Genomic DNA, 25719 nt, shown 5'->3' with positions numbered 1-25719 from the left:
TCTTATGGAGAAAGGACAATAGCCTTAGGTTTTTCGAAGTGCTAAGATATAAGAATAGGATTTTAGAATTGGATCGATTCATATTTATTCAAAAGCTCAGATTCAAGTCACATAAATAATTGAGGGAAGTCATTACCACCTAATTGTCACACCATTCTCCTTCAATTTCCTCTGTATCAGGATAGTCAAATCAATTTCATTTAACATATTGGAGCAACAATACCCCCCAAACCATGCAAAGAACTCCTTTAATAAAAATATCTCTAGCTTTCTCGATTTTTCTCTACTCTAATATTCTAGCGATTGCGCAGACTCAGGAGCCACCAAAGTTAGTCGCGGGCTTTCCTGTCAATTATGATGAAGATGCCATTCCTCCTTATACTTTACCTGAGATACTCACCCTGGAGAATGGTAAAAAAGTTACTAATTCAGAGATTTGGATGCATGAGCGAAGACCAGAACTATTGAATTTCATTGCAGAACTACAATATGGAAAAACACCTCCAGCTCCAAAATCGATAGCCTTTGAAGTTTATGACAAAGAAAGCAAGGCTTTAAATGGCAAGGCAATTCGCAGGCAGGTCAGAATATATTTAACTGAAAACAGCAAAGAGCACCCAATGGATTTGCTCATTTATTTACCCAGGAATTCTAATAAGAAAACACCTGTTTTCTTCACCATTTCCTTTACTGCAAATAATCTAACCGTAGACGATCCAGAAATACGAGTTGGTGAAATGTGGAATAAATCAGGTGAAAAAGTCAAAGCAGATCAGCCAAGTGCTTTTCGGGCTACTAATGTGGAGCAATTTATAGACGCAGGATATGGTTTCGCCACAGTTTACTATGGAGATATAGATCCAGATTTCAAGGATGGTTTTGAGCACGGAATACGCAAGGATTTTCTCAAGCCTGGCGAAACGGAGCCTCAAAGCGATGAGTGGGGAACTATTTCAGCTTGGTCTTGGGGACTCAGCAGAGCCATGGATTATTTTGAAAAAGACGAGCAGATTGATGCCAGTCGCATTGCCTTAATGGGTGTTTCCCGATTAGGAAAGACAGTGCTCTGGACAGGAATAAGAGATACTAGATTCAAAATGATCATCGCCAGTTGCTCGGGTGAAGGTGGAGCTGCTATTGCAAGAAGGGATTATGGCGAAAACATCAAGCATATGTCCGACTCCTCCAGGGATGGCTATCAGTTTGCCCCAAACTATCATGCCTATTCCACGCATGTGAATGACTTTCCTTTTGATGCTCACACGCTCGTAGCAATGATTGCTCCCAGGCCTTTATTGCTTCAAACAGGAAATACGGATTATTGGTCAGACCCCAAAGGTGAGTTTATAGCGGCGCAGGAGGCTACCGAAGTATATAAGCTATTTGGAGAAAATGGTCCAAAAAACAATGAAATGCCTGCTGCGGGAGACATTTCATTGCTGGAAAACAAACTTGGATATTACATGCATGATGGTGGTCACGGGACTATTCCCTCTGACTACCCTGTCTTTATCCAGTTTATGAAGAAGTTTTTGTAATCTCTAAACCATAGGAATTTCGGTGGACAGAAGAACGAAATTGCCTCAATTATTAATTTGATAAATTTTAGTTTGAATTTGCCTTTTCAAAAATCAGGTAATGCTGAATTGGTAGGAATTTTCCATTTTCCACCAAATCAAACCCATTAGCTTTCAACTCCTTATTTGCCTGCTTTTCGGTCATTTTATGAAGTGGCTTGATTGCAATACTCGGATCCTCACCTTTGTATTCGAGTAATACTATTTTACCGTCTGGCTTGAGCGATTTATATATAGCACTAAGCATCTCCTGCGGATACGCCAGCTCATGATACACGTCAACCATTATAACCAGATCCACTTCTCCCTCGGGCAGATTAGGTGATTGCTCAGTACCTTGCACTGGAATCACATTCTCAACCCCTAGCTCATTACTTCTATTTCGGATATAATCGACTGATTCTTCCTGAATATCCACAGCATAGACTTTGCCCTCACTAACTAAGGGAGCTATTCTAAACGTATAATATCCAGAACCAGCTCCTATGTCTGCAACTACACTTTTGGAAGTGATGTGCAGCTTTTCCAATGCATCGGCAACACCTTCTTCACGTGCTCGTTCTGCACGCTCCAACCAATCCATTCCAGCAAAACCCATGACTTGGGATATCTCCCTTCCCAGATAGACTTTACCCGAACCATCCCAATTTGGATTTTTAAAAGTGTATGGATCTTCGGTTGTTGTCTGTGCCTGGCAGGAAAAATTGAGGATAAAAAAGGCAGTGAGTAGTAAGATGATTGCTGACTTTTGCATATAGGAACTTTTTAAGTTTAACTCCTATAAGTAATGTATGTTTCAAAAATCACGACAATAGAAAACCCCGATTCCTTTCAGAATCGGGGTTTGTTTTATTACTCAACCCCGGTCTGTGTCTTACAGACCGGGACTATGAATGTGTTAAGTGGTTTGTGGAGACCTGCCTACCGGCAAGGCAGGCGCAAACTAGGGCAACTGATGGAAGACACAAGCCACCGAGGTCAACCCACCTAATTAAGCTATCTTATCAAAGATTTACTTTCTCATTTTCTTATAGGCATTGATCAAGCCATTGGTAGAGCCATCGTGGGCGGTAACTTCCTCATCACCTTTAAGCTCAGGAAGAATTCCAGATGCCAGGACTTTGCCTAGCTCCACTCCCCACTGATCGAAGCTGAATATATCCCAAATAACACCCTGAACGAAGATTTTATGTTCGTACATGGCAATCAAAGCGCCGAGGGTATAAGGAGTGATTTCCTTCACCAAAATGGAATTGGTAGGACGGTTACCTTCGAAAACCCGATGCGGAGCGATTTCTTCGATTTGCTCGTCTGACTTAGCGGCAGCTTTCATTTCTGCTTTTACCTCTTCGAGAGACTTCCCTTTCATTAGGGCTTCTGTCTGGGCAAAGAAGTTGGAGAGCAATTTCTGATGATGATCACCAATCGGGTTATGGGAAATCGCCGGAGCGATGAAATCACAAGGAATCAAGTGTGTGCCCTGATGGATCAACTGATAAAAAGCATGCTGACCTGTTAGACCCTGGCTCTCCCCAGATAATCGGTCCTGTAGTGTAATTTACCTTTTCGCCGGAGCGACTCACATACTTACCATTGCTTTCCATATTTCCCTGTTGGAAATAGGCGGCAAAACGGTGCATGTACTGATCGTATGGCAAAATAGCGTTCAGGAACTTCGCACCAAGAAAATTAGTATTCCAGATACCTATCAACGCCAGGACAACCGGAATATTTCTGTCAAACTGAGTATGACGGAAATGACTATCCATCGCATGAGCGCCAGATAGTAGTTTCTCGAAATTATCAAATCCGATGGTACATGCAATTGGCAAACCAATGGCAGACCATAGAGAGATACCTTCCTCCTACCCAGTCCCAGAATTCAAACATGTTTGCTGTATCAATTCCAAATGCTTCCACGGACTTGGCATTAGTAGAAAGCGCCACGAAATGCTTAGCCACTGCAGATTCATCCTTTGCATGTTCCAAGAACCAATCACGCGCTGTATGCGCATTAGTCATGGTTTCCTGCGTGGTGAATGTCTTGGATGCAATAAAGAAAAGCGTGGTTTCAGGATCTACTTTTTTCTTAAGCGTTTCGGCCATATGGGTTCCATCTACATTGGAAACGAAGAAACACTCAATATCAGGGTTCTGATAAGGCTTCAAGGCCTCCGTCACCATTACCGGACCTAGGTCAGAACCACCAATCCCGATGTTTACCAAAGATTTGATCGGCTTACCTGTGTAGCCAAGCCATTGTTTATTTTGGATTTTATCTGCGAAAATCTTCATTTTTTTCAAGACAGCAGAGATATCTTCCATGATATTATGTCCATCCAGAAGTACAGTCTCATCCGCAGGATTTCTCAGCGCAGTATGCAATACCGCCCTCCCTTCAGTGACATTGATAGGCTTTCCAGTAAACATATCTTCAACCGCCTCATGCAGCTTGCACTCCTTAGCCAAATCATAAAGTGCATCAAGGATGTCCTGCCCAATTTGTCTCTATTCTTCGAAAAATCTACCAGAATATCTTCCATCGAAATACTCAACTTATCAAAGCGCTCCGGCTGATCAAATTGAGATAGAATGGTCATTTCTTTATGTTCTTCAGCAAGTTGTTTTAATCTTGCCCAGGCTGATGTGCTAGTGGGATTAATTGCGTTCATTGGTTTGTTTGATAGGAATGAGTCACAAAAATAAGGTTTTACTTCAGGGATAAAAGAGATTTGAAGTAAAGTGAGACATAGGCTTTAGTTCAAATGGTTTTCAATTTCAGATTTGTTTGACTATAATTAAACTTTACTATTAGTCAACCAAATATGGCGTTCAAAAATACCTTTCGATTTTTTCTCCTAATAACAGCCTTTCTTGGACTTAGCTCCTCGCTTTATAAATCTCAGGATACCCAAATAGTCCGATTGAATAAGCATTTCTACCCGATAGCCGAGGCCGATACCATCAATTATTTCTACAAAGGAATTATTGTCAATCTTAGCGACAGCACATCCATAGAGCGCATTTTCAATCTGAAAAATCAAATAGTCAAAGTTACCCGATATGGTCATAACCAAGAGGGGGATTTTCCTGAGGAAAACACAGAGACTTATGATGAAAATGGGAAGTTGACTTCCAAGAAAATCAAGAATCGCAACAATGGTTTCTACCAAGCTATATACTATTCCAAGGGCGAAAAAATAGGCGAAGTGCTTTTTCAGGGTGAAAAGAACTTTGAAATCAGAAAGGCAGGTAGTGAGGAAGTAATTACTGCAGATGAAAATGTGTTTGAGCCAAAGCCAAAACTAAATCAGGATCTTTGGAATCAAACACTGATGCAAAACTTGAAATACCCTGCATTAGCTCGGAGAGATAGAGAAGAAGGAACCGCTATTCTTGGGATGTATGTAAATGAATTTGGTGAGCATGGTGGTTTCGAGTTAGCCAATCCAGAAAATGTAAGTGAATCTTTGGCGCTAGAAGCACTTCAGGCAGCCAGTAAATATGAGGGGGAAATTAGTCCTGCTACTAACCATGATGGAAATACGATAGATGCCTGGTTATATATTCCGGTAAGGTTTAAGCTGGATTAGTCTTTCAGTGATTTTAAATGAAGAAAAACGAAAAATTAAATCAATACGAACTGAGAATATTGGTAATTAAACAGCGAGAGCAATCAAGGAAACTTGAGTCAATTGCGTTAACAATTCTAACCGTCGCCTCGCTGATTCTGGTAATTCTATGGGGAATCTTACGTACTCAATAATAGAGTTATACAACCAACAAAACCCGCCATTTCTGACGGGTTTTGTCATTTCAAAAGAGCCAAAACTAATAAAAGCCAAGCTCGAAACTAGCAGAGGCGTGCATCGGTCATACGACAACCAACACCCAACTACCCTAATCCTTCAAGAAATCCCTCAATACATAATTCAGAATTCCGCCATGCTTGTAGTAAGCAATCTCAACTTCTGAATCCAGTCTCGAGCGTACTTGAATTTTCTTCTCCTGAGATTCTGAAGTGACAATGACTTCGAATTTCTGCGAAGGCTTCAATCCATCCTCAATTCCGGTAATAGTGAATTCCTCTTTTCCACTTAAACCTAGACTCTTGGCAGTTTCACCTGGCATGAACTGAAGTGGCAAGACTCCCATTCCCGCCAAGATTACTTCCGGTGAATACGTTTCATAGCTTTCAGCAATTACGGCTTTGATGCCAAGTAAGTTGGTTCCCTTTGCAGCCCAGTCACGTGAAGATCCTGATCCATATTCTTTTCCAGCTAAGACTACTAAAGGCACGCAAGCTGCCTGATATTTCTCGGAAGCTTCAAACACGGACATCTCCTCATTGCTGGGAATGTATGTGGTAAAACCACCTTCTTGGGTACTCAATTGGTTTTTGATACGAACGTTGGCAAAAGTACCACGAACCATCACCTCGTCATTTCCTCTCCGCGAACCATAGGAATTGAAATCCGGTCGCTCCACTCCTCTTCCGTTTAGGTATTTACCCGCAGGAGTATCAGGTCTGAAAGATCCTGCCGGAGAAATATGATCTGTAGTGATAGAGTCACCCAGTTTCAAAAGAACTCTTGCGTTTGTAATGTTTTTAGGTTCTGGTACATCTACCGAAATCCCCTTGAAAAATGGCGCTTCCTTGATGTAGGTACTGCTATCATCCCAAGGATAGATTTCTCCTTCACCGGATTGTAATTCTTTCCAAATGTCATTTCCTTCGAAAATCTCACCGTAGCTTTTTTCATAATCATCTGGTGTAAGGACTTTTCTGGCAACCTCAGCTATTTCCTCATTAGTTGGCCAGATATCCTTCATAAATACAGGTTCCAAATTCGGATCGTAGCCAATCGGCTCATTATATAAATCCACGTCCACACGACCTGCAATGGCATAAACTACCACTAGCATAGGCGACATGAGGTAATTCATTTTCACCTGCGGGTGCACCCTGGCTTCAAAGTTTCTATTTCCGGAAAGGACAGAAGCTACGACTAGGTCGTTATCCTCCACTGCTTTCGCAATGTGTCTTGGAAGCGGTCCTGAGTTACCAATACAAGAAGTACAGCCATAACCCACGGTATGGAATTTTAGCGCCTCTAAGTCTTCAAGTAACTCTGATTTCTCCAAGTAATCGGTCACCACCTTCGATCCTGGAGCCAAGGAAGTTTTCACCCAAGGCTTCACATCCAATCCCAATTCCCGCGCTTTTCTGGCCACTAATCCTGCTCCAAGCATTACGGAAGGATTGGAAGTATTGGTACAGGATGTAATTGCTGCGATGACGATAGAGCCATCATACAATTCAAATTTCTCGTTATGCAGATTAACTGAAACAGTCTTCAGACCATTTTTAATCTTAGTTTTGATCTCGGTCTCTGCAGGTGCCTCTACCCCCGATTGATCTTCTGTTTGTCCTCCTCCTTCTTCAAGGAAACGGGATACTTCTTCCCGCTTATCGATAGGAATGTATTGACGACCATGAACTGACTCCAAGAGCTCTCCGAATTTCGGTTTGAAATCTCTCACCAAAATCTTATCCTGGGGACGTTTTGGCCCTGATACTGTCGCTTCTACCGTTCCCAAATCCAATTCCACCACAGAACTGTAATTGATCAGATCCTCGTCTTTTCTCCAAAGCATGTTGGCCTTGCAATAATCCTCCACCAATTTGATCTGATCAGCTGAGCGATTGGTTTTTCCCATATAATCCAACGTACGATCATCAATCGGGAAGTAAGTCACAGTACAGCCAAATTCCGGAGACATATTGGCAATGGTAGCTCTGTCAGGGACGGAAAGATTATCCAACACCTGGCCCAAATACCTCTACAAACTTACCCACTACGCTGTTTCTTCTAAGTAACTCCGTAATGGTCAATACCATATCCGTAGCCGTGGTACCTGCCGGCAAATTACCAGTCAACTTCAGGCCAACCACTTCAGGCATAATAAAGTAAATGGGCTGACCTAGAATAGCCGCTTCCGCTTCAATTCCTCCTACTCCCCAGCCTACTACTCCGATTCCATTCACCATAGGTGTGTGGGAATCTGTCCCGACAAGCGTATCTGGAAAAACCATCCCATCTCGCTCAATTACTCCCTGAGCTAAATATTCCAAGTTTACCTGGTGGCAGATCCCCTATACCTGGAGGCACCACTGAAAAGTTATTAAAGGTTTTTTGTGCCCATTTCAGGAATTTGTAGCGCTCAGAATTCCGTTCGTATTCCTTTTCTACATTCTTTTGATAACTGTAATTAGTCCCAAAATAATCCACCTGCACCGAGTGATCTATGACAAGGTCAACTGGAATCAATGGATTAATTGTACTTGCATCTTTACCCTTTCGATGTGCTTCCGAACGTAAGGATGCTATATCCACCACCGCCGGAACTCCTGTAAAATCCTGCATCAGAACTCGAGCAGGTTTAAATGGGACATCTTTGTCGGAGGGTTGCGGTGACCAATTCATCAAGGTTTCAAGATGCTCTTTAGTAATCGCAAAATCATCAAAATTTCTCAGCGCATTTTCCAATAAAATCCGGATTGAAAAAGGTAAGTGCTTTACCGGGTGACCGCTAGCATCTAATTTTTCTAAACTCCAAAATGTATGATCTCCTTTTGAAGTTTTCAATGTAGTTTTAATCTGGAATGGGTCTTGACTCATGTTTGCTATGGGCTAAGGTTAAAAATAGATTCATTTAACTAACTCAAAATTCCTGCTTAGGATTCCATACTTTACATTTGAAATAAAGTTTCCCCATTTTGCAGGCCGATTATTCATCTTTAATTTAACTTAAGAAAATCAAATTTTTACATGGGTTACCTCATCCTTCAAGTATTCAGTGCCTTTTTTATATTCGCTTCATTTTTCCCTTTAGTCAAGCTGGATTACTGGTGGGTACGCATTTTTGACTATCCAAGACTGCAGAAATTGGTCATCATCATTGGATTGACGGTTTGTTGGATCAGTTCCCTTGGCTGGTCAGTTTCACTTGAGGCGTATTTCTGGATTACTGCACTGGGAATTTCAGCTATCTACCTGAGTACCAAAGTCTGGCCTTTCAGTCCTTTTGGAAAAAAAATGATCGAAACGGTATCCTACAACGAACAGTCAGGCATCAGCCTTTTGGTGGGAAATGTCTATCAATACAACAAACACTATGAGAAAGCTGTCGCACTAGTCAATTCAGTAAACCCAGATTTAATATTTTTTGTGGAGACGGATAAGGCATGGGAAAGAGGACTTTCTGAAATAGAAAATGATTATCCAACTCAGATTAAAATCCCGCTAGATAATACCTACGGATTGCTACTTTATACCCGAATGGAAATTGTGAGACAGGAAATAAATTACCTGATCAATGAAGAAATCCCTTCGTTGGAATTAGATATAAAGCTTCGAAATGGGGAAATAATTACCATTTATGCGATTCACCCAACTCCTCCCGTGCCGGGCGAAAATGAAAAAAGTACGGAAAGAGATGCAGAAATATTGATGGTTGGAAAAAAATCAAAGGCCAACCCGAAGCCTTCTCTGGTCATAGGAGATTTGAATGATGTGGCGTGGAGCTATACTACGGAGCTGTTTTTGAAAAATTCTGAAATGGCTGACCCTCGTCGTGGCAGAGGTTTGTTTAACACCTTTCATGCGAAAGTCCCACTTTTCAGATGGCCATTGGATCATATCTTTTTAAGCAAGCACTTTGGGGTGGCTAGTCTAAAAGTTCAAAAAGGTATAGGATCAGATCACTTCCCTATTTCATTGAAGGCTGTGTTGACACCAACAAACGATACAGAAACAATTAAAGCAAATGGGGAAGAAAAAGAAGAAGCCCGCGAAAAGATTTCCCGCGGGCTCGATGAAAATGATAAAGACTAATTTCTGTTAGTTGTCTGCCTTTTCTTCAGCTTTTGCCTTTCTCTTAAAACCTTTGTTGAATGGCCAGGTATATTCCAAGGCTTCCATTCCACGGTTCAAGTTATAAGTAGCTGAATCGGTATTTTCCAAGGTGCTTTTCAAGGTCTCAGCGAATTCAGGATCATTTAAAAGCATTCCCAAAGAATTATTAGGATCGTTGAACTTATCAGTAATCGCGCTCAGCTTCTGAGTCATTTCTTCAGAATTAGCCGCTGTTTGCTTGAAGCTTTCCATTGTTTGCTTCAACTCATTAGCCATGGTAGTATCGGTCACTAGATCATTAAAGAGATTTCCCTCCTGATTCAATTTCGAAGTAAACTTATTCAACTCAGCAATCATACGATTACTATTGATGGATGCTTGATCCAAATTTCTAACTATCGCTCTGAAGCTTTCTGCCATTAAGGAGTCGGTCAACGCCGCACCCACCATGCCATCACCAGCAGCAAGTTTGCTAGTCAGGTTTTTAAGGTTGCCTGTGATTTCTACTAGATTCTCATTATTCACCTGCAGCGTTTCCATCATCTGGTCTGTATCCAATGGCATCACTGATTCCAGTCTATCACCATCCTCTACTGGTGGCGCCAAAGTAGTACCGCCATAGATGACGATGATCTTGTTACCAATCAATCCATCAGAGCTGATAGTGGCTTTCGAATCCTTTCTAATAAATTCCACCACTTCTTCCTCCACGTTCATTTCAATTTCTACCTGAGAATCTCCGTAAAAATTGATTTTACGAACAGTACCGATCTTCACACCGGAAAACCAGATGTTGTTTCCAGTCTGAAGACCTCCAATATCATCGAAAACAGCTTTTAGCTGAATCGCCTTTACAAATTTTTTCTGCTGGCCACCAAGTGTCAAAACACCTGCAACCAGGATAGCAATGCCTAAAAAGACAAAAATGCCAACTATGACTGATCTTTTATTTTCCCCTCTCATGAGTTGATGAAATTATAATCGTAAAATGATTTTATGCGTTTGTCTTCTGCGTGAGGAAAGACCTCCTCAAAAGTTCCGACAGCGTCAAACTGTCCATCCAACAATACTGCCATACGATCCCCTGTATCTTTAGCACAGGTCAAATCGTGAGTAATAACGATGGATGATGTATTGTACTCCTCACGAACTTGCGTGATAAGGCTATTGATCTCTCCGCAAGTAATCGGATCCAATCCTGCGGTAGGTTCATCATAAAGCATTATTTCAGGCTCCAAAATCAACGTACGCGCAACACCTATTCTTTTCTTTTGACCTCCGGAAAGCTCTGATGGCATTTGGTTGATAGATTGAGGTAAACCCACACTATCCAGCAAACCTTCGATTTTCATGGTGATTTCTTTCTTGGTAAGGTTCTTTATATTCCTCACCAATGGAAACTCCATGTTTTCACGAACTGTCATACTATCATATAGCGCTGAGTTTTGGAATGAAAACCCAATTCTCAGACGCAAAGCGTTCAATTCTCTTGTGCTTAAGGTGGAAACTTCCTTACCCAGCACATTCATAGATCCAGTATCCTGTTTTAAAAGCCCAACCATTATCTTGATTAGAACTGACTTTCCAGATCCTGATTTACCTAAAACCACAAGGTTTTCTCCCTTGTGTAGATCCAGATCAACCCCTTTCAATACATCTAAGTCCCCAAAAGACTTCTCCAAACCGCGAATTTCTACAACCTTCTCTTCCATGATTAAAATGCTCGGATTGCGTTAACGATCTGAAGAACCAACAGTTCTTCTATAAATATTAGGAACATTGCCATAACCACTGCTGCATTTGCCGCCCGGCCTACACCTTCTGTTCCTTTGGATGAATTATATCCCTTGTAACAGCCAACTATTCCTATGGTAAAGCCGAATAAGATTGACTTCAACACTGAAGAAATGATGTCCAGAAATGAAATAGATTCAAATACCTGAACAAAGAAAGTGGTCAAACTCACCTTCTCATTAGCACTTACACTAAGAAACGACCCCATTAGGGCTACAAAGTCTGTGTACATCACAAGCAATGGAATCATCAGAGTGGTTGCGATCACCCGCGTCACTACGAGGAAATTAAAAGGATTCGTCGCTGATACCTCCATCGCATCAATTTGCTCAGTCACCTTCATCGAGCCAATCTCAGCACCTATACTGGATCCTACCTTACCGGCAGCAATCAGTGCAGTAACTAGTGGTCCCATGGCCCGAACTACCGCAATGGAAATCAGCGATGGCAACCATGAAGTAGCTCCAAATTCTGAAAGGGAAGGTCTGGATTGGTTAGTAAATACAATACCTACAATGAACCCTGTAAGTGAAATCAACGGTAACGATTCAACCCCTATACGGTAACATTGGTGAATGACCTCCTTAAATTCATAAGGTGGTACAAATACCTCCTTGAAGAATCGCCTTACAAAATTCCAAGCGTCCGCCAATCCGGTAAAAAACCTATCTATTTTCTTTGAAAGCAGGGGCTTTCTGTCTTCTGCTTTTTCAGTCATACATTCTTTCTGATGGCTCGAAATTAATTAAATTATTCAAAAGGATGGGTGTCATATGCCTCAAAGTCCAAGGATTGATCTTAAGTCTGAATCACTTAGTGGCTTTTCGAAAATTTCACTGATTCTTTTATCTGCATTTGCACGCTCAAACTCCTCCCGATCCACTGACCCTGATTGTAAGATTATCCGTGATGCTGGACTTACTTTTTCTACCTCATCTACAAAATCCCAACCGCTCATTTCCGGTAAATTCAGATCTACTAACAGAAGGTCCACATGAGCTGTCTTAAGATATTCCAAGGCTTTACTTGGCGTATCGAAATAAACAAATTCAGTTCCCGAATTAATTTTTAACAAACGCTTCTCTGTTAAAATTTTTTGGATCCTATCGTCATCTAGTAAAAGTATTTTTTTGATCGGGGATATTTGCATCGAGGAAGTTAACAGTTAGGGTTGTGAGTTAATAATACGAAGATTAAAAAAATCTACCTCAAAAGTCACAATCTCATGCATTACTCTTGACCCATACAAAACACTTGGTGCTCACAGGAACTGGTTTATCTGATAAAAAATTTAGGAATGTGAATGTTTAACGTTCTGCTCGTCGAAATGATCCTTTTTCAGAAGCGTAACAATTTTTAGGCGAGACTAATCTTTTTAGCTAAGGCAAATTATGATAGACCTAAATACGACTTAATAATCATATAATCAGCTTATTAACACACAAATTAAAAAGTAAAGCTTCTTAACCATACTGACGATTCTGAATCCTTTCGAAGAATCTCCAATTAGATCAGCTTTTAGCAAACCGTAGAATATTTTGCAAAGAAAAATTCCAATTTCACCCTTAATCAGCGTCTGCATTTTGGATTTTCACCGCTGTTAAACGTTCGAAATCATTTCAAAATAAATTAAGAATTGACAGCAACTGAATGATCAATTCTACTCTTCCACCCTTATATCCCGAATAAAAATCTGCTCAGAAAAAGAGTTAGCAAACAGCACATGTCAGAAGTAGGTTGAGGGAAAAAATCATGAAATACAGAGCCAACACGCTTTGATTATATAATTCGGATTGTCCTTTCTTAACTCTCCTTTTTACCCAACCTATGGACCCTGTCCCACTGGAATCTTACTCAACCCGCCCTCCTGTTTTCCCAATGTGGGAATAAACACCTAATAAGTAAACGAAATCCCAAGCCTGCTTAGCGTTTAAATTGCGATCTAATACCCGAAGATTTATCGGCCATTTTCTTCTCCTTTTTTAGCTCCATTTACATCTCCAAAAATAATTTCAAGATCAAAACCGAGGCATCAATTTCAGCAGCATTTTCCAGACACTTTAGGCTGCATATCGGGGATTACAATCCGCCCTTAGAAAACGGGAACTAACAGAATCTTTGAAGTGAAAATCACCTTGGTTTTACACAGAAACATCAAGCATGAAGGTTACTTATCAGCAATCCTAGTGACCTCTTTCAGGTGAGTAATTAGCTTGCCTCACCTAGGAAGATTTGATTTTAGAATACTCAACAATTACTTCTTAGAAGACTTTCTCCAATTTCCGGTATTCAGACCATAGCCTACAAAAATCCCGAAATAACTACCCTTGGTAACTTGTGTAACTTCACCGATCTGAACAGAATTAGACATCAATGGATTGGTATAGTTGTTCAATCCGGTAATTCCCTGTTGGTATCTCAACCCTACCAAAAAATAATTCTCTTTCTTCGTCATAAACTTCTTACCTACATCTACTCTAATAGCGGTGCCGATCCTATTGATTTGCTGAAGGCTGGATTCTCCTGAACCCTCAAAGCCATTCATCGCACCAAGTGAAGTACTGGTAGAAAGTGTCAATCCGGGCTGGACGTAGAAATCCTGCTTTTTAATAGTAAAATTATACCTCCCTCCTATGGAAAAGGAAGGGGTGTACGCTGGCGGAACTATGGAGCGGAAAAGATAAAATTCATTTGTTGGATTTTTAATCTCATTTCTCATCCCATTTCTGTAAAACCCAAATTCTGAGTACAAATCCCATTTTTCAGAAATTGGAAATAAAAGACTTAACCCCGCATTTGCCCCAATACTGTTATCCATAGGCACTTTACTCCCATCCACAGAATTTGTGGCAGTAGAAAAAGAGCTAATAGCCCCAGCGCTTATTTCAATGGAAATATTTCGCTGTGCAAAGGCTGAAACTGAAAAGTATAGGAATACGATGAACAGTAGTGAGTGTTTCATGACAAGTAGGATAGGAAGGTTAGTAAAAGAATTAGTTAATCAAAAATACAGCTGAGGATAATCAACCCTAAACTTCAAGTCTAAATTTTTCTTAATCAGTTAGTTAAAAAACCTTACCTACTTATTTCTTACTTTTAACGGCTAATCAAGTCTCCGGATAACTAAATTTGAAAATGAAAAAGCTATTCTTTACCCTGATCCTTGCATTCACTGCTAGTTATTTTGCCATAGCCCAAACCTCCACCTACGACGAAGCCCTTGCGAAAGAAGTAGGCGCCGATGACTATGGAATGAAGAAATACGTGATCGCATTCCTTTACCGGGGAGACCGTGTCACTGAGTATTCAGATGAGCAGCGAGCAGAAATCCAAGCCGGACATATGGCAAATATCAATCGACTGGCTAAGGAAGGTAAAATGGTCATGGCGGGCCCATTCTTTGGAAACGAAGAACTGCGTGGACTCTTCTTCTTCGCTGTGGAAAGCGTGGAAGAGGCAGAAGAACTCACAGCTACTGATCCTGCCATAAAAGCCGGAGTACTCAAAATGGATCTGAAAGAATGGTATGGTTCGGCAGCCCTGATGCTAATGAGCGACCTTCACAGTAAAGTGGCAAAAGTCGAAATCTAGAATAATGAAAAGGCTAGCTTATCCGTCAAAAGCTCCAATGCACGGATAGACTTGACTGAATTCCCTTTCTCATTTAGTTCAGGACTCCACACGGCAATGCTGAACTTATGCGGCATTACGGCGGCTACTCCACCTCCTATCCCAGATTTCCCGGGCATTCCCACCCGAAAAGCAAATTCGCCAGCTTCGTCGTAAAAACCGCATGTGAGCATCACAGCATTCACACGTCTTGCATGGCTCTCTGATAGGATTTGACGGTTGGCGAAAATGGAGTACCCGTCATTTGCTAGAAAGGAAAAGGATTTGGCCAGATCAACGCAACTCATCTCCATGGCACAGTGAGAAAAATACACTTCCAACACTTCATCAATTGGATTGTCAAAGTTTTTGAATGATTTCAGAAAATAGGCCAAAGCAGTGTTCCGCTCCCCATGGGCTTTTTCCGAATTCTTGACATCTGGATTGATTTTCACACAGGTCTCTCCAGCCAGCTCATTTATAAAATCAGTAATCTGCTCAATGGGGCTTTCAAACTTACTACACAAGGCATCGGTAATAACCAAAGCTCCGGCATTGATAAATGGGTTTCTCGGAATTCCCTTCTCATATTCAAGCTGAGCAATGGAATTAAAGGGATCACCGCTGGGCTCCACATTCACGCGAGTCCATAGCTTTGAATTAAAGCGATGAAAAACCATGGTGAGGGTATGAACCTTGCTGATACTCTGGATAGAAAATGGGACCTGATAATCTCCTACGCCGTAAACATTGCCTTTGAGGTCCACCAACGCTATCCCAAACTGATTTGGATCTACATTGGCGATTTCAGGTATGTAGTCGGCGACTTTTCCCTTAAGATTCTCTTCTTGCACCTCATTATAAACTTCTTCGATTAGCTGCTGGTAGTCCATTCTGGAAAAGTGTGGAAAATTGGGAGAGAAAGAAAGAGATTTGTGAGAAAAGCTGGAAGACGGGAGACCGAAGACAGAAGCCCGCTTCGGTTTTCTGTCTTCGGTCTTCGGTCTTCTGTCTCTTTTTCAACAAGTAAAATCACACTCTTCTAATTTCTACCAAAGTTTAATAAAAAAAACAAATACCTCAGAATCTTATGTATATAATTTTTTTATATATTTGAGCAAGCTAGGTAATACAGCAAACTCATGTCGAACAATAATCTGATCAAAGGCTCACTCCAAACAATCATTCTCAAACTCCTGGAAGAGAACGAAAAGATGTATGGGTATGAAATCACCCAGCGGGTAAAGGAACTGACTGCCGGGGAAATCAAAATCACCGAAGGAGCACTCTACCCTGCGCTGCACAAATTGGAGGCTGAGGGTTTACTTAGTACCGAGATTCAGCAGGTGGACAACCGCGTGCGGAAATATTACAGCCTGACCAAAGACGGCCAAAAGGAAGTCACTAGTAAAATGTCTGAGTTGCAAGGCTTCGTGGAAAATCTCCAGCGAATCCTGACTCCAGACCTTAAACCTGGTTTTAACATTTGATTTTTTTAATATGAGACAGCTTTCAGCACCAGAACTTGATCAGGTAAAAAGAGCTATTGCAGCCAAGGAATTGACTTCAGCGGAAATTCTAGTGGAAATTTATGATCACTATGTAAGCCATCTGGAGAGTTTTGAAAGCACGGAATTCGAAGCAGAACTGGTTGAGTTGGAAGAAAAATTCAACTACTCCTATTGTCATGCGCTTCAGGCGAAATTCATCAAGGAAACAAAAAAGGAGATCTTTAATCTTCAGTGGTCAATTTTCAAGACCTACTTCACGTGGCCAAGATTTCTAATTACCTCTGTGTTCCTAGTCATTTATTTCCTCTTTTGGATGGATGTTGCCAACAAAACCAAAGTGCAACTTTTGATCATTCCAATTGTGGCAATTGTGATTCTATCAGCGTGGATTTACTATCGGTCTTTTAAAAAAGTATCGAAGATTAAACAAATGATTGCTAGTTCAAAAGGGATTCAATCTTCTTTTTTAGCCTCTATCATGATGCAGCTCTCTCTGATTACTTCTTCATTTAATTTGATGATTTTGCTTCCAAAAGTTTTTGATGTGCCTAATTATTTGGAGAGTCCTTATTTCATAGCTGGAACATTAATATTGTCCTTTATATACGTAAGCTATTCCCTGACGCTTTATGAAGCCTGGAAACTCAAAACTAAAACCGCACTAATTTGAAACTCACCTCCGACCAAATCGCACAAATTCAGTCTTCTCTTTCCAGCGGTAACATCTTCTATGATGACATTAGAATGGAATTAGTAGATCACTTTGCAACTGAGATTGAAGAAAAGATGGACGGGAGCACATCCTTCGATATACTGCTCCAAGAAAAACTTAATGAATTTGACCAGAAGAAATTTCAACGAACTCTCCTACTTCAAAGTCATGTAGGAATGCTGAAAGCTATTTTCAAAAAAATGCTTTCTTTTTGGCTACTCTTTAAAGTAATGTTCATGACCTACATAATTGGGGGTATTGTTAATCTTTTCTCCACCTATACGCCTGAATTCGCAGAGCGGGTTTTGAAGACAAGCTTTATTTTAACGTTTCTAGTGATTGCTATATTTGGATTGATCAGAACCAGCTTGCTCAAAAATTCTCAAACTGTAGCTGCAGGAAATACATTGTTTATGGTCGCGATGCTAAGTCAGTTTGCATTGCAAACAGAATGGTTGCAATGGACTGGATTTAGCAATCAATCCTTGTTATATGCCTTTGCCTTTTGGTTTTGCCTCCTATTAGTTGCAGGATTTAGAGTACTTTCAGGAACAGTCAAAAGAGTACAGCTTGTATGAAATTATCCCCTTCCCAAATTGACACCCTCAAAAAACTGATTTCCTATAAAGGCTATCCTGAGATCGATTTGCAATATGAGATCCTGGATCATGTAGCCTGCAAGGTGGAAATGCTTTTGGAGGAAAGCCCAACACTGTCACTAGACGATGCTTTCCGCAAAGTCCACGGTGAATTTGGGATTTTTGGGTTTTCTGATCTGGCTGAGTCTTATACCAAAAGTATAGAAAGACGCTATCGAAGATTTTTTTGGGAAGAGTTTGTGGATTTTTTCACGAGCCACAGAATCATTTACCCTGCAGGGATTGGATTTATTCTGTATTGGCTGAGTGTTAATACAAGACCGTTTGGGTATGAACTGACATTACCCGTCTGGGCTGTTCTTTTCTTTTTCGCAGGACTAATTTTTATTGCTGCAAGATACTATAGGGTGAATAAAAGTCTTGGGAACTATGTGGCATATAAAAGCACTAACAATTTTATGCTAATCCTTAATTTCTTTTTGCAACTCAATGTAAACGGTTTAAGATTTTTTGAGAACCCAGGTTACGTTATAAATTTTACTTTCAAAGGAGTTTTAATGGTAATTGGCATTCTGCTTATAGCTATATCATTTTTATCAATTTTTCTTTTACCTAAAGTGCTGGACAGATCCATCGCTGAAACCAGAAAACTTCAGGCGATTTATGAATCATAATTGATTCGTACAGGCAGGCTGCCAAAAGCCTAACTGCATCAAGAACACTATTCAATTCACGGGATTTCAGACTTTTAACCTTAGATTTTATAATTCCATAACCTTACTCCAAAATATTATTTGTACTTTTGCGCCTTCAATCAGGCAAACCATTGCAGAATATTCGGAATATCGCGATCATCGCACACGTTGACCACGGCAAAACTACACTCGTGGATAAAATCATCCATGCATCTAAGATCTTTAGAGAGAATCAACAGTTTGACGACTTGATTCTTGATAACAATGACCTAGAGCGTGAAAGAGGAATTACTATCCTTTCCAAAAACGTATCGGTTCGATACAGAGACACTAAAATCAACATTATCGACACACCTGGTCACGCCGATTTCGGAGGTGAAGTAGAGCGTGTATTGAAAATGGCTGATGGCGTAATTCTTTTAGTGGATGCGTTTGAAGGTCCTATGCCGCAAACCCGATTTGTATTGGGTAAGGCACTTGACCTAGGCTTGACTCCTATCGTAGTTGTAAACAAAGTAGATAAGGAAAACTGTCGCCCTGACGAAGTTCACGAGTCAGTATGGGAATTGATGTTCAACTTGGACGCTACTGAAGAGCAATTGGAATTCCAAACGCTTTACGGTTCTGCTAAGCAAAACTGGATGGGTCCTGATTGGAAAAACCCAACCGATTCTATCATTCCTTTGCTGGATGCGATCGTGGATCATATCCCAGCTCCAAAAATCGATGAAGGTACACTTCAGATGCAGATCACTTCTTTGGATTACTCCAGCTTCGTAGGTCGTATCGCTATCGGTCGTATCAAGAGAGGTACGATCAAAGTAAATCAGCAAATCGCCCTGATGAAAGCTGATGGCACTGTGAAGAAAATGAAAGTGAAAGAACTTCACACATTTGAAGGTCTTGGCAAAGCCAGCGTAGAAGAAGCATTTGCAGGAGATATTTGTGCCGTAACTGGTATAGATGATTTCGAAATCGGTGATACTATCTCTGACGTGGAAAATCAAGAAGCTCTTCCAAGAATCTCTATTGATGAGCCTACGATGAACATGCTTTTTACCATCAACAACTCTCCATTCTTCGGTAAAGAAGGAAAATTCGTGACTTCCCGACACTTGAGAGACCGTTTGATGAAAGAGACTGAGAAAAACTTGGCACTTCGTGTGGAGCCAACTGACTCTGAAGACAAGTTCTTGGTTTACGGTCGTGGTATTCTTCACTTGTCTGTTTTGATTGAAACGATGAGAAGAGAAGGTTACGAACTTCAGGTAGGTCAGCCACAAGTAATCTTCAAAGAAATCGATGGTGTGAAATGTGAGCCTATCGAAACTTTGGTAGTAGACGTACCTCAGGAGACAGCTGGCAAGGTGATTGAATTGGCTACTCAGCGTAAAGGCGAGCTGCTAATCATGGAGCCAAAAGGAGATCTTCAGCACTTGGAATTCAACATTCCTTCAAGAGGCTTGATCGGATTAAGAAACAACATGCTTACTGCTACGCAGGGTGAAGCAATTATGAACCACAGATTCACTGCTTACGAACCTTTCAAAGGCACTATGCCAGGTCGTACCAACGGTTCTTTGATATCTATGGAAGGTGGTCAGTGTACTGCTTACGCGATTGACAAACTTCAAGACAGAGGTACTTTCTTCGTAGATCCAGGAGATGAGCTTTACACAGGTCAGGTAATCGGAGAAAACTCCCGTGATAATGACATCGTGGTAAACGTGCAGAAAGGCAAGAAATTGACCAACATGCGTGCTTCAGGTTCTGATGACAACGTGAGAATTGTTCCAGCTAAGAAGTTCTCTCTGGAAGAGTCTATGGAATACATCCAAAAGGATGAGTACCTAGAAATCACTCCTAAGTCTATCCGAATGAGAAAAATCTATTTGGACGAAGGCGAAAGAACAAGAATGGCGAAAAAAGATTCTTAATTAGAACGTAGAGTCAATACTATATTGAATCCCTCAGACGAAAGTTTGAGGGATTTTTTTGTGGTTTTGTCAACCACAAATGCCAATTGAAATTATAAAGCGGACACCTAATTAAAATCACATTTCATATTAATCCCAAAGAGTCATGACCACGTGAACACTTATTTAACCTCCCACTTGATCAGAATGGTGTCTGTCAGATCAATAGATTTGATTTCAAAGCCTGCTGATTGACTTTGGCTCGAACCGTACCCTACAGAGGTTCCTCTTAGCATTATTCCAGGTACACGGTCAGCCTTTGAGTAAGTGATTTCTTCTATTTCTCCGAGAGTTTTCCCTGTGGATTGGGCAATTAGCTCAGCTTTAAACGTCGCATCCTGAATAGCCGCTTTGATCAGTTCGTTTTTAATTTCTTTCAGTTTCTCATCCGAGATGCCAAACCTAAAATTAAACTGCGTACTTGTTCCTCCATCAGCAAAGCGATTAATTATGATTCCTAATTGTTCTTTGGAAAAAGGGAATTCAGCTTCAATCCGTTGAACCCCGATAAATCCATCGTTGGAACGCGTATCGTTTGAAAACACAAAATTTTCCCGAACATTGAAGTCTGAGGTTTTGATTTTTTCTTTTTCAAACCCCAACTCAGAAAGTATAGCATACAAGCTGTCGGTCTTCATATTGAGCTGGGTGATGGCTCCTCCAAACTTTGGATCTTTCGTCTCAACAGTAATATTCAAAAATCCTACATCCGGCTTTTCACTAATTTCACCAGTACCTTCTACCGAAATTGTAGTGTTTTGGGCATTAACAACTGAAGTACTGATGAATAATAATATCAAAAACAAGCGAGTTTTTTTTAGCGCAGTCATATGTAATAGTTTGTTTTGCTTTACCATTGTCCATGAACCTCCTCACGGACGTATTTATCATAAATAGTCTTGACAGCCACCATCTGTTCATTAGTTAGCGGAGGCAATTGGCCTGCAGCTACGTTTGATTCTAATTGAGAGGACTTTGATGCTCCGGGGATCACCACACTCACTTCTTTATACATCAATATCCATCGCAGCGCAATTGCAGCTAATGCCCCTTCTCCTTTGAATAGATCCCGTAGCTCTTCCATAGCCGCAAAACCCTTTTCCAAAGGAACTCCAGAAAATGTCTCCCCCTTATCAAATGCTTTTCCTTCCCGATTGAAATGGCGGTGATCATCTTTAGAAAAATTTGTCTCCGGAGTAATTTTTCCTGAAAGCAAACCACTAGCTAAAGGAACCCGGACGATCAAGCCTACATCTTTTGACGCCGCATGACTAAAAAGCTCTTCCGCTGGTTTTTGCCGAAACATATTGAAAATTACTTGTACTGTAGAGACAATCTCATACTCCATAGCCATCTTAGCCTCCTCTACTTTCTCTACACTAACGCCCATAGCTGCAATCTTCCCTTCCGCTCTCAACTTCTCAAACAAACCAAAAACCTCATCCCTATTATATACAGAAGTAGGCGGGCAATGCAGCTGAATCAAATCCAGACGATTCAACCCTGTATTCCTCAGACTATCCTCCACATGACGGCGTAGTTTTTCGATAGAATACGTTTCATTGATATGTGGTTGTATGCGTCTCCCACATTTAGTAGCTACATAGATCTTTTCACTACGCTGGCGCACCGCATCTCCCACTGCAGATTCACTAAGTCCAGCATCATATACATCAGCTGTATCAACAAAATTAATTCCTTTGTCAAATGCAGTATGAAGAATTTCTTCTGCAATTTTCGGATCAAAAGGACTTCCCCAGCCACCTCCAACTTGCCAGGTTCCCAGTCCTATTTCAGAAATTTTCCAACCGGTTTTGCCTAAAATTCTATAATTCATACTGCTGATTATTAAAAGTAAAGAGAGGTTTATGATGGAAATGGCAGGCTTAATACTAACCAATTATTTAAAAGTAATTTAAATATTTATCTTTAGAATCACGGTTCAAACCAATATTTGTCCGTAAGAATAAACCTTCTAAGCCTTAAGCCTAAAACCAAATCAAATGAAGACAAGACGACAATTTATTAAAACAATCGGCGTGGCAAGTGCCACTGCTGTCTTACCTATAACCTCAATCGCTAAAGAAATGGCAAAACAGAAAATGATTCATCAAGTATATTTTTGGCTACATGACACAGCCAATACACAAGAGTTTCTTACCGAAGCAGTGCCTATGCTGGGTAGATGTAAAACTGTCGGCAAATTCGTAGCAGGTACGCCAGCCGCCACAGAAGATAGAGACGTAGTGGACCATAGCTTCCAAGTTGCTTGCACAGCATATTTTGACAGTTTAGAAGATCAGCTGGTATACCAAACAGATCCTCTACATTTGGAGTTTATAGACAAATACTCACACATGTGGAAAAAAGTCCAGGTATACGATATTGCGATCTAATTAAGATCTAAAAGCACCTCTTACTCGTATTTAATTAAACAACAGCTAAGCATGGCCTTATGAAAAACTCAAAATGGATTTTCGGACTAGTAGTCATTCTCTTTTGGTCATGCCGGGATAAGGAGGAGATCGTTCCTGACCCCCAATCCGAACTAGTAAGAGGTGCTATTTTTGAATCTATGCAAGAATGGTATTTCTGGAATCAGGAACTTCCGGCTGTTGTCAACACTGCTAATTATTCTTCCAATGAGGAATTTCTAGATGCAATAATTTTCAAGCCACTGGATAGATTCTCCTACCTTACTACCCAGGAAGCTTTTAATAATGCCTTTGTAGGAAGAAATGCAGGTCATGGTTTTGGTTTTGCTTTCGATGCCACTGAGAGATTGTATTTAACTTTTGTTTATGATCAAGCTCCTGCAGGTCTTGATGGCTGGCAGCGTGGTTGGGAAATTTTGGAAATAAATGGAAAGCCTATATCAGCTTACAAAACAAGCACGGGAGGGTATGATTTTCAGCTAGGGCCTTCCGATCCAGGGATTACCAATTCCTTCACCTTCAAATTACCGGATGGTTCTACTACCACTAGATCAAATATGAAAGCTGAGTACCAATCCAACTCGGTATTGCATAAAGAAATCATAGATGTAAAAGGTAAAAAAGTAGGATACTGGGTGTACCAAAGTTTTAAAGCTACAGCAGGTCAGTCTCCCACCAAAAGTCTGGAGGTAGATGAATCAATGGCGTTTTTCACGGATGCAGGAATTGAGGAGTTGATCATTGACTTAAGATACAATGGTGGAGGCTCGGTAGCAGTCGCAGAACAAATCAATAACTACCTGATTCAGACTTCCAATTCGAATCAATTGATGTACAAGAACAAATTGAATTCCTTAAAAACTAATCTCGAGAAATCTGTGAATTTCAAGAAAATTGGAAATTTGAATTTAGACAAACTGATCTTCATTACTTCAAGAGGCTCTGCCTCAGCGTCCGAATTGGTCATTAATTCATTGAACCCGTACTTTGATATCACCCTAGTCGGAGACAACACCTTTGGTAAGCCTGTGGGATCTTTCCCCCTTTCTAACTACAACAACACATTAAAGGATAACAATGTGGAGTTGGTACCAATCACATTTGCCACTGCAAATTCAGAAGGTAAAGCTGAATACTTTGATGGATTCCCAGCGGACTTCGCCGTCGGAGACACCCCACAGTTTAACTGGGGAAACCAAAACGATCTTCGATTAGCAGCTGCACTTAGCGTGATTGAAAATGGAAATGTGGGTGGAAGGCTTGTCAGTTCTTTTTACAGACCAAAATGGGAAATGATTGATCAGTTTAAAGGTTTAGAGCAGGAGAATTCCCAGCTTATTGATCGCTATTTCTTCCTATGCCGATCAATCAGTACGTCCATTACCTCATCTAACTCATACCCCTTCGCTTCCAGCAAAACTAGGTAGTGATAAAGCAAATCCGCCGCCTCTCCCATAAATAGCTCCTTATTGTCATCCTTAGCTTCGATCACAATCTCCACAGCTTCCTCACCTACCTTTTGCGCAACTTTGTTGATGCCTTTGGCGAAAAGAGAAGCTGTATAAGACTTATCAGTTGGGTTGTTTTTGCGGTCTTTGATAATCGCTCTCAATTGATCTATAAATCCAGTTTTGGATGAATTCACCTCATCAAAACAGGTATCCGCTCCTGTATGACACACAGGGCCTATTGGATTGGCTTTTACTAAAATTGAATCTCCATCACAATCAACTGAAATGCTTACCAACTCCATAAAATTACCGGAAGTTTCCCCTTTAGTCCAAAGACGGTTTTTGCTACGGCTGAAAAATGTAACCTGATTGGTTTCCTTGGTTTTTGCTAAAGCCTCTTCATTCATGTAGCCCTGCATTAGCACTTTGCCAGATATCGCGTCTTGCACTATAGCCGGCACCAAACCATCCATTTTTTTAAAATCTATGTTCATATTTCTAACCTTTGAGGTTTTCAAAACCCCGAAGGTTTTGTTTATTAATTTGTAGTATTTACTTGACTTCGATCCCGGTAGCTATACGGGATGCTCAGTCTGGCACAGGCTCCATTTCTTACTTTATCAGATCTAGAATCTAGCGTCTTGATACTTATGTCTTATGTCTCTTTTACTTCCTTATACTGATTTCAGAATCGGAGAGATACCTCTTCAACTCAGGAATCCCAATTTCCTTAAAGTGAAAAATGCTTGCCGCCAAAGCTGCATCTGCTTTGCCAAAGGTAAACACATCTTTGAAATGTCCCATCGTACCGGCACCGCCTGAAGCAATCACTGGAATGGAAAGCGCGGATGAAATCTCCGCCAGAAGCTCATTGGAAAATCCTGACTTCGTCCCGTCATGATCCATGGAAGTAAGCAAAATCTCTCCTGCACCACGGTCACACACTTCCTGAGCCCATTCCTGAGTTTTCAGCAAAGTTGCCTTTCTTCCCCATGTGTATGTACAAAGTCAATTCCATCCACATTTCTAGTATCGATAGCAACCACAATGCATTGAGAACCGAATTCAGCTGCCATTTCATTGATGATCTGTGGGTTTTTCACTGCCGAAGAATTGATGGAAATCTTATCTGCTCCAGCATTCAGCAATACTTTTACATCCTCCACAGTAGAAATCCCTCCGCCTACTGTAAAAGGAATATTGATTGCTTTGGCCACTTTTGTCACCAATTCCGCTAGGGTTTTACGCTTATCCACCGTTGCAGTGATATCCAAAAACACTAATTCGTCAGCCCCTTCGTCAGAGTAGAGTCTTCGCCAACTCCACCGGGTCACCCGCATCACGAAGCTCCACAAAGTTCACTCCTTTAACCGTTCGGCCTTCTTTGATATCTAGGCAGGGAATTATTCTCTTTGTTAACATTTTATAGTATTCAAAACTT

21 protein-coding genes and 3 pseudogenes are annotated in these 25719 nt (G+C 40.8%); 11 read left to right on the top strand and 13 right to left on the bottom strand.

Annotated features, from left to right (window positions below):
• Positions 1 to 233: 233 nt before the first annotated feature.
• On the top strand, positions 234 to 1538 hold the full coding sequence (locus AC0L6R_RS23980) for a glucuronyl esterase domain-containing protein (RefSeq protein WP_473273438.1): 1305 nt from the start codon (positions 234 to 236) through the stop codon (positions 1536 to 1538).
• 67 nt (positions 1539 to 1605) lie between these two features.
• Here AC0L6R_RS23980 and AC0L6R_RS23975 read toward each other — a convergent pair whose 3' ends face one another.
• Together AC0L6R_RS23975 and pgi are read right to left on the bottom strand one after the other, a co-directional pair.
• Positions 1606 to 2331: a class I SAM-dependent methyltransferase gene (locus AC0L6R_RS23975; RefSeq protein WP_473273437.1), complete on the bottom strand. Its 726-nt coding sequence runs from the start codon at positions 2329 to 2331 to the stop codon at positions 1606 to 1608.
• 258 nt (positions 2332 to 2589) lie between these two features.
• Positions 2590 to 4249 (bottom strand): annotated as a pseudogene (gene pgi / locus AC0L6R_RS23970) (glucose-6-phosphate isomerase).
• Positions 4250 to 4402: 153 nt separating this feature from the next.
• Here pgi and AC0L6R_RS23965 point away from each other — a divergent pair.
• Complete coding sequence (locus AC0L6R_RS23965) at positions 4403 to 5170, top strand: TonB family protein (RefSeq protein ID WP_473273436.1); 768 nt, start codon at positions 4403 to 4405, stop codon at positions 5168 to 5170.
• Positions 5171 to 5477: 307 nt separating this feature from the next.
• Here the strand turns inward: AC0L6R_RS23965 and acnA are convergent.
• Positions 5478 to 8260 (bottom strand): annotated as a pseudogene (acnA, locus tag AC0L6R_RS23960) (aconitate hydratase AcnA).
• A gap of 150 nt (positions 8261 to 8410) precedes the next feature.
• On the opposite strand from acnA, the gene AC0L6R_RS23955 reads away from it, so the two are divergent.
• Positions 8411 to 9475 carry an endonuclease/exonuclease/phosphatase family protein gene (locus AC0L6R_RS23955; protein WP_473273435.1) on the top strand — a complete coding sequence of 355 codons (1065 nt, stop codon included), beginning with the start codon at positions 8411 to 8413 and terminating at the stop codon, positions 9473 to 9475.
• A gap of 6 nt (positions 9476 to 9481) precedes the next feature.
• On the opposite strand, the gene AC0L6R_RS23950 is transcribed toward AC0L6R_RS23955, so the two are convergent.
• The 5 genes from AC0L6R_RS23950 to AC0L6R_RS23930 all read right to left on the bottom strand — a co-directional run bounded on the left by AC0L6R_RS23950 (position 9482) and on the right by AC0L6R_RS23930 (position 14252).
• Positions 9482 to 10459: an MlaD family protein gene (locus AC0L6R_RS23950; RefSeq protein WP_473273434.1), complete on the bottom strand. Its 978-nt coding sequence runs from the start codon at positions 10457 to 10459 to the stop codon at positions 9482 to 9484.
• On the bottom strand, positions 10456 to 11208 hold the full coding sequence (locus tag AC0L6R_RS23945) for an ABC transporter ATP-binding protein (RefSeq protein WP_283413881.1): 753 nt from the start codon (positions 11206 to 11208) through the stop codon (positions 10456 to 10458). Before AC0L6R_RS23945 ends, AC0L6R_RS23950 begins: the two co-directional genes overlap by 4 nt.
• A 2-nt stretch (positions 11209 to 11210) precedes the next feature.
• Complete coding sequence (locus AC0L6R_RS23940; RefSeq protein ID WP_283413880.1) at positions 11211 to 12008, bottom strand: MlaE family ABC transporter permease; 798 nt, start codon at positions 12006 to 12008, stop codon at positions 11211 to 11213.
• 60 nt (positions 12009 to 12068) lie between these two features.
• The gene (locus AC0L6R_RS23935) at positions 12069 to 12440 is read right to left on the bottom strand and encodes a response regulator (RefSeq protein ID WP_473273433.1); all 372 of its coding nucleotides are present in this window, start codon (positions 12438 to 12440) and stop codon (positions 12069 to 12071) included.
• A 1104-nt stretch (positions 12441 to 13544) separates the two neighbouring features.
• Positions 13545 to 14252 carry a hypothetical protein gene (locus tag AC0L6R_RS23930; RefSeq protein WP_473273432.1) on the bottom strand — a complete coding sequence of 236 codons (708 nt, stop codon included), beginning with the start codon at positions 14250 to 14252 and terminating at the stop codon, positions 13545 to 13547.
• A gap of 173 nt (positions 14253 to 14425) precedes the next feature.
• Between AC0L6R_RS23930 and AC0L6R_RS23925 the strand changes: the two genes are divergently transcribed.
• Positions 14426 to 14881 carry a YciI family protein gene (locus tag AC0L6R_RS23925; protein WP_283413877.1) on the top strand — a complete coding sequence of 152 codons (456 nt, stop codon included), beginning with the start codon at positions 14426 to 14428 and terminating at the stop codon, positions 14879 to 14881.
• Here AC0L6R_RS23925 and AC0L6R_RS23920 read toward each other — a convergent pair.
• A complete protein-coding gene (locus AC0L6R_RS23920) occupies positions 14878 to 15792 on the bottom strand; it encodes a glutaminase (protein WP_473273431.1) in 915 nt (304 codons plus the stop codon). The two genes, AC0L6R_RS23925 and AC0L6R_RS23920, sit on opposite strands and share 4 nt — an antisense overlap.
• A 249-nt stretch (positions 15793 to 16041) precedes the next feature.
• On the opposite strand from AC0L6R_RS23920, the gene AC0L6R_RS23915 reads away from it, so the two are divergent.
• From AC0L6R_RS23915 to typA, 5 genes are all read left to right on the top strand, one after another.
• Positions 16042 to 16389, top strand: coding sequence for a PadR family transcriptional regulator (locus AC0L6R_RS23915; protein WP_146920531.1), 348 nt, complete (start codon positions 16042 to 16044; stop codon positions 16387 to 16389).
• A gap of 10 nt (positions 16390 to 16399) precedes the next feature.
• The gene (locus AC0L6R_RS23910; RefSeq protein WP_473273430.1) at positions 16400 to 17080 is read left to right on the top strand and encodes a hypothetical protein; all 681 of its coding nucleotides are present in this window, start codon (positions 16400 to 16402) and stop codon (positions 17078 to 17080) included.
• Positions 17077 to 17700, top strand: coding sequence for a hypothetical protein (locus tag AC0L6R_RS23905; protein WP_473273429.1), 624 nt, complete (start codon positions 17077 to 17079; stop codon positions 17698 to 17700). The genes AC0L6R_RS23910 and AC0L6R_RS23905 overlap by 4 nt, the downstream gene beginning before the upstream one ends.
• Positions 17697 to 18395 (top strand): hypothetical protein, encoded by a 699-nt coding sequence (locus AC0L6R_RS23900; RefSeq protein ID WP_473273428.1) that lies wholly within the window; start codon positions 17697 to 17699, stop codon positions 18393 to 18395. Before AC0L6R_RS23905 ends, AC0L6R_RS23900 begins: the two co-directional genes overlap by 4 nt.
• Before the next feature lie 152 nt (positions 18396 to 18547).
• Positions 18548 to 20353, top strand: a complete 1806-nt coding sequence (typA, locus tag AC0L6R_RS23895) for a translational GTPase TypA (RefSeq protein WP_283413871.1) — start codon at positions 18548 to 18550, stop codon at positions 20351 to 20353.
• A gap of 161 nt (positions 20354 to 20514) precedes the next feature.
• On the opposite strand, the gene AC0L6R_RS23890 is transcribed toward typA, so the two are convergent.
• Both AC0L6R_RS23890 and AC0L6R_RS23885 read right to left on the bottom strand, forming a co-directional pair.
• Positions 20515 to 21222, bottom strand: coding sequence for an SIMPL domain-containing protein (locus tag AC0L6R_RS23890; protein ID WP_473273427.1), 708 nt, complete (start codon positions 21220 to 21222; stop codon positions 20515 to 20517).
• Positions 21223 to 21242: 20 nt separating this feature from the next.
• Positions 21243 to 22229 (bottom strand): aldo/keto reductase, encoded by a 987-nt coding sequence (locus AC0L6R_RS23885; protein WP_473273426.1) that lies wholly within the window; start codon positions 22227 to 22229, stop codon positions 21243 to 21245.
• A 166-nt stretch (positions 22230 to 22395) separates the two neighbouring features.
• On the opposite strand from AC0L6R_RS23885, the gene AC0L6R_RS23880 reads away from it, so the two are divergent.
• Together AC0L6R_RS23880 and AC0L6R_RS23875 are read left to right on the top strand one after the other, a co-directional pair.
• Positions 22396 to 22788, top strand: coding sequence for a Dabb family protein (locus AC0L6R_RS23880; RefSeq protein ID WP_283413868.1), 393 nt, complete (start codon positions 22396 to 22398; stop codon positions 22786 to 22788).
• A gap of 59 nt (positions 22789 to 22847) precedes the next feature.
• A complete protein-coding gene (locus AC0L6R_RS23875; protein WP_473273425.1) occupies positions 22848 to 24254 on the top strand; it encodes a S41 family peptidase in 1407 nt (468 codons plus the stop codon).
• Here AC0L6R_RS23875 and hisIE read toward each other — a convergent pair.
• The gene (hisIE, locus tag AC0L6R_RS23870; RefSeq protein WP_283414044.1) at positions 24173 to 24772 is read right to left on the bottom strand and encodes a bifunctional phosphoribosyl-AMP cyclohydrolase/phosphoribosyl-ATP diphosphatase HisIE; all 600 of its coding nucleotides are present in this window, start codon (positions 24770 to 24772) and stop codon (positions 24173 to 24175) included. The genes AC0L6R_RS23875 and hisIE overlap by 82 nt on opposite strands.
• Before the next feature lie 172 nt (positions 24773 to 24944).
• Positions 24945 to 25700, bottom strand: a pseudogene (gene hisF / locus AC0L6R_RS23865) (imidazole glycerol phosphate synthase subunit HisF).
• Positions 25701 to 25719 lie beyond the last annotated feature (19 nt).

The sequence above is a fragment of the Algoriphagus sp. 10J20-15 genome (assembly GCF_055809615.1).
This window is presented reverse-complemented; position numbering and strand designations above follow the sequence as displayed.